This window comes from Streptomyces sp. NPDC004561, assembly GCF_053602155.1.
On the sequence record NZ_JBSGDB010000350.1, the window covers coordinates 1 to 9,671 of the forward strand.

At 70.8% G+C, this 9,671-nt stretch carries 7 protein-coding genes and 3 pseudogenes; 4 read left to right on the forward strand and 6 right to left on the reverse strand.

Annotated elements, in window-relative coordinates:
- Positions 1–93: 93 nt before the first annotated feature.
- Positions 94–1,194, reverse strand: a pseudogene (locus tag ACWEN3_RS33320) (IS1380 family transposase); the annotation flags it as partial.
- Between the two features lie 747 nt (positions 1,195–1,941).
- Between ACWEN3_RS33320 and ACWEN3_RS33325 the strand changes: the two are divergent.
- Positions 1,942–2,955 carry an IS110 family transposase gene (locus ACWEN3_RS33325; protein ID WP_452978492.1) on the forward strand — a complete coding sequence of 338 codons (1,014 nt, stop codon included), beginning with the start codon at positions 1,942–1,944 and terminating at the stop codon, positions 2,953–2,955.
- A 435-nt stretch (positions 2,956–3,390) separates the two neighbouring features.
- Positions 3,391–3,726: a hypothetical protein gene (locus ACWEN3_RS33330; RefSeq protein WP_452978494.1), complete on the forward strand. Its 336-nt coding sequence runs from the start codon at positions 3,391–3,393 to the stop codon at positions 3,724–3,726.
- An 829-nt stretch (positions 3,727–4,555) separates the two neighbouring features.
- Here ACWEN3_RS33330 and ACWEN3_RS33335 read toward each other — a convergent pair.
- Both ACWEN3_RS33335 and ACWEN3_RS33340 read right to left on the reverse strand, forming a co-directional pair.
- Positions 4,556–5,734, reverse strand: coding sequence for an acyl-CoA dehydrogenase family protein (locus ACWEN3_RS33335; RefSeq protein ID WP_452978497.1), 1,179 nt, complete (start codon positions 5,732–5,734; stop codon positions 4,556–4,558).
- A gap of 117 nt (positions 5,735–5,851) precedes the next feature.
- On the reverse strand, positions 5,852–6,226 hold the full coding sequence (locus ACWEN3_RS33340) for a ferredoxin (RefSeq protein WP_452978500.1): 375 nt from the start codon (positions 6,224–6,226) through the stop codon (positions 5,852–5,854).
- A 188-nt stretch (positions 6,227–6,414) separates the two neighbouring features.
- On the opposite strand from ACWEN3_RS33340, the gene ACWEN3_RS33345 reads away from it, so the two are divergent.
- Entirely contained in the window at positions 6,415–6,780 is a 366-nt protein-coding gene (locus ACWEN3_RS33345) for a DUF6479 family protein (protein ID WP_452978503.1), read from the forward strand.
- 188 nt (positions 6,781–6,968) lie between these two features.
- Here the strand turns inward: ACWEN3_RS33345 and ACWEN3_RS33350 are convergent, their stop codons facing one another.
- Positions 6,969–7,946 (reverse strand): ArsR/SmtB family transcription factor, encoded by a 978-nt coding sequence (locus tag ACWEN3_RS33350; RefSeq protein ID WP_452978506.1) that lies wholly within the window; start codon positions 7,944–7,946, stop codon positions 6,969–6,971.
- Positions 7,947–8,013: 67 nt separating this feature from the next.
- Between ACWEN3_RS33350 and ACWEN3_RS33355 the strand changes: the two genes are divergently transcribed.
- The gene (locus ACWEN3_RS33355; protein ID WP_452978508.1) at positions 8,014–9,234 is read left to right on the forward strand and encodes an MFS transporter; all 1,221 of its coding nucleotides are present in this window, start codon (positions 8,014–8,016) and stop codon (positions 9,232–9,234) included.
- Positions 9,235–9,277: 43 nt separating this feature from the next.
- On the opposite strand, the pseudogene ACWEN3_RS33360 reads toward ACWEN3_RS33355, so the two are convergent.
- Together ACWEN3_RS33360 and ACWEN3_RS33365 are read right to left on the reverse strand one after the other, a co-directional pair.
- A pseudogene (locus ACWEN3_RS33360) lies at positions 9,278–9,574 on the reverse strand (RpiB/LacA/LacB family sugar-phosphate isomerase); the annotation flags it as partial.
- A 13-nt stretch (positions 9,575–9,587) separates the two neighbouring features.
- Positions 9,588–9,656, reverse strand: a pseudogene (locus tag ACWEN3_RS33365) (hypothetical protein); the annotation flags it as partial.
- Positions 9,657–9,671: the final 15 nt, after the last annotated feature.

The window sequence follows — 9,671 nt, forward strand, 5'->3', positions numbered from 1 at the left end:
CGCCCGTCGAGTACGAAGCCAACTACTACACGGAACTCACGAAACCCCAGGTCACAACCACAATCTGAGATCTCTACCGAACCCGGGGCGGTTCAGGCCGGTGGCGCGGGCAGCGCGGATGCGGTCCTCGGCCCTTGCGCGCTGGCGGTGCCGCAGTTCGAGTGCGGCGATCGGGACGCCGGTGGTGTTGGTGGCGAACGCGGTGAGCCGCAGGCCGTCGGCGTCGGTGAAGCGCAACTGGGCGCCGGGATGGGGTCGTTCCTTGCGGACGATCAGGCGCATGCCCTTCGGCCAGCCCTTCAGGCAGTCGCCGGACAGTTCGGCGACCCAGGCGCCGTCGCGGATCTCGCCGTCCGGCTCGACGGCCACCGTCCATGCGGCGGTCGGGACCTTGAGGACGGCCTGGTGGATGGCGTCGGTGATGGGCATGCCGACCGAGTACGACAGCCATCGGCCTCGCTGGGCGAGCCAGGCGACGAACTCGTGGGTGCCGCCGCCGGAGTCGGTACGGATCAGCGTCTGGCGGCCTCGCCGGTACCTCTTCGGCAGCTGTGCCAGGGCGAGTTGAGTGGTGGTGATGTGGTCGGCGGCGGTATTGCTGCCTGCGTTGCCCGGCCTGAGCAGGCCGGCCACCGGTTCACCGCTGCCGCCTCTTCCGTGGTCGACGAACCCCATCAGAGGATGGTGTCCGAAGGTCTTCTTCCAGGTCGCGGTGGCGTCCTGCTTCTCGGAGTGGGCCAGCACGAGCACCCCGTCCAGGTCCACGATCACCTGCCCTGCGGCATCCGGAGCCGCGGTCTTAGCGACGTTCCAGACACGCTCGCGGGCTTCGGCCCGCGCGGCCCGTATCGCGGACAGGGCCTTCGACCCGGCGGCGGCCAGGGTGTCGACCAGGCGGGAGACCGTCGGGTCGGAGGCCACCGGTCCGAACACGGCCGGCTCGGCCCGCAGCATCCCGACATCCGCGAGGCAGTCTCCGCCCACAGCGACCGCGAGGGCCAGGTCCAGCAGGATCTTCCCCGGATCGTGCACCGCCCGCGGACGTCGCCAGGGCATCAGTGCCGTCGATATCGCCTGGTCCAGCCCGGCCTTGCGGGCGGTCTCGACCAGCAGCACGGCCCCGGCCTGGGACACCACCCCGTGACCACCGCCCTCAACGCGGACACGTGGATAGAACCCGATACGCTTCTTCACCTGGGAAGTGCCTCCGACAGTGGCAGGAACAAGGACCTCGACAATCCTCATTCTTGCTGGTCAGAGGCACTTTTCGCTTACCTGACCATCCGTCGGACAGCCCGCTTCATGAAAGCGCGAGGTTAAGACCAAACCCTCGCACTCACACTCTCCGCGTAGATTCCGACTTGAGCTTCGCCATCCTCGGTCACAGTTCTCGTTGATCCAGGGCGCGGAGGAGACCAGTCACGCGCGGGACTGCGGGCCTACCAAGGACCAGGGTGCCGGGGCACACCGTCTGCGACACCACGGGTGGAATCTCAGTAGAGGCCACGCCTGTCATTGCGTGGAGTCAGACGGGGGGTCCGTCACACCAGTGCAGAGCAGCTCGCGGATCCGGTCCATGACGCGAGGCGACGGCTCAGGCGCGGTGTCCACGAGCCGTTTGATGAGGTCCTCGATGGACTCGCCGGGCTGGATCTGCAGGACCCTTTCGCGAGGCAGGGGCGGCTGGTCGTTCGTCATGACCAGCCGACCGGTCCGCCGCTATGGAAGACACCCCGCCGGCGTGGACTTCACCCAAGCGGCAGACAACAGCGGCCTGTCAGCGCGGCCAGTGCCCATGGTGCGGCGAACTCGCTACACCAGCGGCCCGCTGCTTGGCCACTCAAGCGTTCTCCTGACTCTATGGGGGCCGGGCCCCCTTCCGTGCTCAGGCGGGCGATGCCTATCGTCCGGGTATCGACGGGCTCGGGAAGGAGGCCCTCCATGTCTGTCTACGTCGGTATCGATGTGCACCGCAAGCGGTCGCAGATTGCCGTCCTCGACGAGGACGGCACGGTCCGGATCAATCGGAACGTGCCCAACGGGGTCGAGACGGTGCTCTCGGTGATCGGGGATCTTCCGATCGGTACTCCGGTGGCCGTCGAGGCCGCCTATGGCTGGGGGTGGCTGGTGGAACTGCTGGAGGACTACGGCTATCAGCCGCACCTGGTGCATCCGCTGCAGTGCAAGGCCATCGCCTCCGCCCGGCTCAAGAACGACAAGGTCGACGCCGCCACGCTGGGCCGGCTGCTGCATGCCGACCTCCTGCCGGAGGCGTGGATCGCGCCGCTGGAAGTGCGCCAGCAGCGGGCCCTGCTGTGCCACCGCTTCCAGCTCGTACGCCTGCGGACACTGCTGCGCAACCGGGTCCACGCGGTACTCGCGGATCTGGGCCACGACCGGGCGGGATCGCTCTTCACCGGACCAGGGCGCATCTGGCTTGCCTCGCTCGAGTTGCCGGACGCCTCCCGCCGCGTGGTCGACGACCTCCTGCGGCTCATGGACGCGCTGCAGATCCCGATCGACGCCCTTGACGTGCAGCTCGCCGCGCACGCCCGCGGTGACCCCCGGGTCAAAGTCCTCACCGCCCTGCCGGGCGTGGGCCCGCTCACCGCGCTGGTGATCCTGGCCGAGGTCGGTGATGTCACCCGTTTCCCCTCCGCACGCAAACTCGCCGCCTGGGCCGGACTCACCCCGACCGTGCGCGGCTCGGACCTCACTGTCCGCCACGGCCACATCTCCAAGCAGGGAGACGCCTGGCTGCGGTGGATCCTGTGCGAGGCCGCGCAGACCGCCAAGCGACACCCGGACTTCGCCGACACCTACCGGACCATCACCGTCCGCCGCGGCAAGAAGATCGCCACCACCGCCATCGCCCGCAAGCTTCTCACCCGGGCCTACCACCTCCTCCAAGCCACCGAAGCGCGGCCGCAGCGCAGGAAACGAGCCGCGCGATGAATCCCTCCCACACCGGTCGCCCGCAGACCCCCGGGGCAATCTCGCATCTTCCGCATGAGACGGCCTCGCCGCGCTCGATCACCTGACTGAGCAGCCCCGGCCCCCGGACCACGGTCATGGCGCCGACCACACCGGCCAGACGCCGAATGGGTGCATGTGAACCCCACGCCGACCACACCGTCCCCGGGAGCCACCCCCGACGCGAACGGCCAGTGGCCCACCACAACTTCACCCCAGGAACGTCCAACTCCCTCGGACCGGCTCCCACAACCCGAAACCCGAGGCCGGTGGACCATTGCGCGCTTGACAAGCCCGGCCCTCATGGGTGGGCGCTTGACAAGCCCGGCCCTCATGGGTGCGGAGATAGCCGACAGACAGCTACCGTGCACCTCGCCAGCCGCCCTGCCGACGGCTGCCAAAGGGGAGGGGAACACCATGGGGTGGATCAAAGAAGCCAAGGCGAACGCCATCAAGGAGCACGCGCAACGCGCCATCGCTGAAGGCCGTACCGTGTTCGTATGTCGGGTCAACCAAGGCGCGCTCCAGAGTAACTTCTCGGGACCGCTGTCAGGCGTGGCTGAGCAGATCGAAGCCGTGGAAGAGCTCGGCTGGCAACTGGACCAGGCCTCGTTCAGCCACGACCACAAGGACCACGCATCCGCATTCCTGATCTTCCGCAGGCAGCGGGGACACACGGCCGTCCCCCAGCAGCAGATTCCTCAGCAGACCGACGCAACCTCTCGCACAACGAGTTGGGGCGCTCAGCAGTAGCCTCACCGGGGCCGGCACCAGTCCGGCTTGCCCCGTCCGCGTCGCGCCGAGGGGTGTCGTGTGGATCAGGCCGGCCGTGAGGAACAGCGCTTGCCGACAGACCCCGCGACGCTGGGATGATCCAAACGACACCCCCTAGTCGAGAAAGCCAAGCTCGCTGTCGGGCCAGCACTGGGGGCTGGCAGCTACGCCCTACCATCACGAGCCCGACCATGACCCCTTGTCCAGGTCGGCCACCGCCCCGCAACTGGTTGCAGCAACTCGGCCTGGACGCCGGGCTGATTGGCATGGAAGCGCTCATCGACCGCATCCGTGCCACATCTTCCGACACCGCGGCCCCAGCCCTCTAGGGCGACAGCACGGCAGCGTTCAGCAGCGGGCCGGGCTGAGGCGACCCGCTCAACCCACTGCTGAACCCGCCGCCCTCCCCTTGACCGCGGCGTCGGCCGGTGCGGGTCACTCACCAAACAGGGGTACCTGAGCCGCGTCGACGTCCGTGCGCACGCGGTGCGGTCGTCCCGGGCGACGTCGACGGCGACCTCCATCACGACGCGTCAGGCTGCACCAAGTGCACATTGAGCGTCTGCTGCGTTCCCCATCCCGCGCTAAACATCCACCCGGTCCAGGGATGGACACCCGAGGGCGAGGGCAGCATGCCAGCCAGGGCGCGGACGACGGTCTGGGACAGCGTGGTGATCCGCTTCGATCCTGGGTTGAGTGAGAGCCCACATCTTCAGGCAGTGGTCGTGTTCGAAGCGGACAGTGCCGCGCTCGGGGTTGTGCAGATCGGCCCAAGCCTTGACCGCACGGAGGCACAGTCACAAGCAGGCTAACGCCGCACCCGGGGCATCCCCAGGCCGATCCAGGAGATGATCTCCCGCTGGATCTCGTTGTTGCCGCCGCCGAAGGTGAAGATGACGGCCGAGCGGTAGCCGCGCTCCAGTTCGCCGTGCAGGACGGCGCCCGCGGAGCCCTCCTTCAGCGGCCCGGCGGCTCCGACGATCTCCATGAGCCAGGCGTAGGCGTCGCGGCGGGCCTCGGAGCCGTAGACCTTGACGGCGGAGGCGTCCTGCGGGGTGAGCGTGCCCTCCTCGACGGCACTGACCATCTGCCAGTTGAGGAGCTTCATCGCGTCGAGCCGGGTGTGGGTGCGGGCGAGCAGCCGGCGCACCCACGGCAGGTCCGCGACCCGGCGGCCGTCGGCGAGTTTGGTCTCCCGGGCCCAGCGCTGGGCGTCGTGCAGGGCGCGGACGGCCATGGTGCCGTGGGCGGCGAGGGTGACGCGTTCGTGGTTGAGCTGGTTGGTGATCAGGCGCCAGCCCTGGTTCTCCTCGCCGACCCGGCGGGAGACGGGGACGCGGACGTCCTCGTAGTAGCTGGCGGTGGTGTCGTGGGAGGCGAGGGTGTTGATGAGCGTGCAGGAGTAGCCGGGGTCGGAGGTCGGCACCAGCAGCATGGTGATGCCCTTGTGCGGCGGGGCCGCCGGGTCGGTGCGCACGGCGAGCCACACCCAGTCCGCGGTGTCGCCGTTGGTGGTCCAGATCTTCTGCCCGTTGACGACGTAGGTGTCGCCGTCGCGTACGGCCCTGGTCCTCAGGGCCGCGAGGTCGGTGCCGGCGTCGGGCTCGCTGTAGCCGATGGCGAAGTCGATCTCGCCGGACAGGACGCGCGGCAGGAAGTACGCCTTCTGCTCCTCGGTGCCGAACCGCATGAGCGTCGGGCCCACCGTGTTCAGCGCCATCAGCGGCAGCGGCACGCCGGCCTGTGCGGCCTCGTCGAAGAAGATGAACTGCTCCATGGCCGTCATGCCGCGCCCGCCGTACTCGGTCGGCCAGCCGACGCCGAGCCAGCCGTCGGCGCCGAGCCGGCGGATGGTGTCCCGGTAGAACCGTTTCTGGGCGGCCGGGTCGGCGTACCGGGCGTAGGCGTTGTCCGGAACCAGCCGGGCGAAGTAGGCGCGCAGTTCGGCGCGCAGTCGCTGCTGCTCGGGCGTGTGGTCGAGATGCACGGCGCCTCCAGGGTCCCCAAGGGCGGTCCTGACGGCGCACACCGTAGAACGTGTTTCAGAAATTGGGAATGGCGCGTCCGGGGCGAATTCGGCTTTCCCTCCGGCGCCCGGCCGAAGTCACTTCAACGTCTCGAGGAAGTCGGTGCACGCTTCGGCGCAGATCCGGCAGCTGGCCGCGGCCGACTCGGCGCCGGGCTGCTCGTCGAAGGCGTGGGCGCACTCGAGGCAGACCTGGCGGCACCACTCCAGCCGGACCCGGATCCCCTCCTCGTCCTGCCGGGTCTCCTCGCACAGCACCCGGCAGGTGGCGTCGCACACCTCGGCGCACATGATGCCCAGCCGGCGGACCCGCTCCTGGTGCTCGGTGCCGCCCGGGTCGACGAGGCTCGCGCGCACCGCACAGGCCCGGGCGCACTCCGTGCACGCCTGGGCACAGGTGAAACGGTCCTCCAGGAACCGGTAGAGCTGCTGCTGCGAAGTCGACGCTGTCACACCGTGCGGGTAGCCGGGCGACCGAACCGCAAACACCTTTCCGCGGGGACAGGCGGGGGCAAAAGTTGCGGTGTTCGGCAGGTCCACCAGGGGGGCCGCCCCGGCCCGGACGGCGTGTCGCCTTGCGTTCCATGCAGGTCACGGACCGTGTCCGGTTCGTCCCGGTCTGGGCGGGGTATGCCTTTCCTATGATTACCGCATCGATGCAGCTGGCCGCGGCGAGCGGCCTGATGAGCCTTGTGCTCTTCATCGTGGCCGTGGCCCTCCTGGCACTGCTCGGCGGCGGCTTCTGGCTGACCTCCCGCGTCAAGTACCGCGAGTCCCCCCGGCCGCGCCCCGAGGAGCAGCCGCAGCTGCCGCCGGAGGGACCGGTGCACGAACTCCGGGAGAACCGGGATTTCTCCGAGGTGCCCAAGACACCCAAGGGCGGCCGTCCACTCACCCCCTACGAACTGACCAACATCGATTCCAAGCCGAGCGACTCCAAGGACCGGCCGCGCTGGAGCAAGGGCTCCAGCGGCTCCTTCGGCGGCGGCGGACTCGGCGCCCACTGAACCCAGGACCACCTGACCCCGGACCACGACGAGTCGATTTCCGGCCCGCACCGAGCTGCCGTACGCCCTCGGGCACCGAACGACACGGCAGCGGGTGCGGGCAGCCCGTGATCGTGTCCAGCAAAAGCCGCGAACACCCGTGAACCGGGGGCCGGAAACCGGGAGTCCGCCGGGTGCCGTCCGGCAGGTCACGGACGACCGGCCCCCGACGCCTCCACGAGCACCTCCCCGGCCGCCGTCCGCACGTACAGCACCGACCGCCCGGCGCGCCGCCGCTCCACCAGCCCCGCGTCCAGCAGCACCCGCAGGTGCCGCCCCACCGACCCCAGCTTCTGCCCGGTCACGGCGACCAGCTGGGTCGTGCTCAGGGGAGTCCCGAGCAGCACCAGCAGTCCGGCCCGCGCGGTCCCGACGAGCGCCCCGAGCCCGGCCGGGACGGGCCGCCGGTCATGGTCCTCGGCGAGCACCCCGAGACACGGGTAGACGACGGCGTACCGCTCCCGCCCCTCCCACGACACCCACCCGGTGCTCGGCGTGACCGGCATGAACAGCAGCACGGCCCCGGCGGCGATCTCCCGCGACGGATACGCGTGCAGGTTGACCTGGAACCGGCTCTCCCCCAGCCACCGCGTCCCCGGCCGCAGCGAGTCCAGCACGGCCGCCCAGCCGCCCTGGCTCACCCGCGCGGTCCGCGCGACCACGTCGGCCTCCAGGACGCGCCGCCGGCGCTCCCAGTACGGCCGTACGGTCTCCTCCCAGACGTACGTCAGGAGCGCGGTCGCCCGCTCGGGCAGGTCGTCCCGCTCCAGGGCGGCGGGCAGCGGGCCCCGGAGGGACACCCGCAGGTGGGCGCGCGCCTCCCCGGCCCCGGCCGTCCGCACCCGGGCCACGGTCTCCTCGAAGCTCTCCCCGACGCACGAGGTGGGGCAGAAGAAGTCGGCGATCCAGGACGTCCCGAGTGCCGCCCGCACGAGCAGCGCGGTCACCGGGTCGGCCGCGAGGCGCGCACGGTAGCCGGGCAGGTGGGCGCGCAGCCAGGCCTCCTCGCCCGGATGGGCGCCGGTCCCCGCGTGCAGCAGTTTCAGGCTCGCGAAGGTCTCGGCGAACGGCGAGAGCACGAACCGGCTGCGGGCGAGGGTGTCGGTGTCGATCTGCCACAAGCCCATGCGTACGACCTTTCGCGTGTCGGCGAAACAGTAAACACGGCCCCCGGCCGCTCCGAGACTCCGACGCATGCGCAGCTACCGAGCCCTGTTCCGCACCCCGGAGTTCATCCCCTTCCTGCTCTCCTTCGCGGCCCACGCCGCGGCCCAGACGATCGGTGGCCTGGCCCTCGGCACGCTGGTCTTCCGGGCCACCGGCTCCCCGCTCCTGTCGGCGGTGAGCATGTTCGGGCCGCAGCTCGCGCAGTTGCTCGGAGCCACGTTCCTGCTCTCGGGCGCCGACCGGCTGCCCCCGCGCGCGATCCTCTCCGGCCTCGCCCTCGTCTTCGCGGCCGGTACGGCGGTGCTCGGGCTGCCCGGCCTGCCGGTCGGGGCGGTCTTCGCCGTCGTCCTGGCGCAGGGCCTGATCTCGTCGCTGGGCGGGGGCGTGCGCGCGGGACTGCTGAACGACATCCTGCCGAGGGACGGCTACGTCCTGGGCCGTTCCGTGTTCAACATGCTCTGGGGCCTGACGCAGGTGGCCGGTTTCGCGACGGGCGGCGCGCTGCTGGCGCTCCTGACCCCGAGGACGTGCCTGCTCCTGGCGGCGGCGCTGTACGTGATGTCGGCCCTGGTCACCCGCCTCGGCCTCACGGCCCGCCCGCCGCGCTCCTCCGGCCGTCCGTCCGTCTCGGCGACCTGGCGCACCAACGCCCTGCTGTGGTCCTCGCGGCCTCGCCGCCTGACGTACCTGGGCCTGTGGCTCCCCAACGGCCTGGTGGTGGGCTGCGATTCGCTCTTCGTCTCCTACGACCCCGGGGCGGCCGGGACGCTGTACGCGTGCGGGGCGCTCGGCATGTTCGTGGGCGACATGGCGGTGGGCCGCCTGGTGCCGCCGGCGCTCCGCCCCCGGCTCGCGGTCCCGCTGCGCCTGCTGCTGGCGACGCCGTACCTGTTCTTCGTCCTGCGGCCGGGAGTGGCGCTGTCGGCCATGGCCACCGCCGTCGCCGCCGTCGGCTTCGCCGCGAGCCTGGTGCTGCAGGAACGCCTGATGTCCCTCACCCCCGACGACCTCGCGGGCCAGGCCCTCGGCCTGCACTTCGTCGGGATGTCCACCCTGCAGGGCGCCGGCGCGGCCCTGGCGGGCACGGTGGCCCAACTGACCTCGCCGGGCACGGCGATGACCGTGCTGGCGGCCGGATCGGTCACCGTGACCCTGACCCTCGCGGTGCTGGGCAGGGCCGAGGAACACGGGCCGGCCGTCCCCGGTGCGCGTGCGGACGCCAGGACGGAACCCGCCGCCACGGACTAGGGCCGGTCGCCGGCCGGGGTGAGCGGGGTCTTCTGCGTGCGTATCAGGCCAGGTCCTGGGAGCCCTTGCTGGCGGCGTCCATGCGGCCGACGTGCGCCACGTTCTGCCGGTCCTCGGGGTCCTGGCTGGGCTCGGCCGTGAACCAGGCGTCGAGGATCTCCTTCAGCAGCGGCTCGGAGGTCAGCCGCAGGCTCAGCGCGAGGACGTTGGCGTCGTTCCAGCGGCGCGCGCCGTCCGCCGTGGCGGCGTCCGGGCACAGGGCCGCGCGGACGCCGGCGACCTTGTTCGCCGCGATGGACGCGCCGGTGCCGGTCCAGCAGCACACCACCGCCTGGTCGGCCGGACAGCACCGTACGGGCGTCCATGTTCAGCACGTTGTCCTCGTGCAGCAGCCCGTACAGCTGCCCGAGGGTCAGCCACACGAAGTCCTCGTGCCC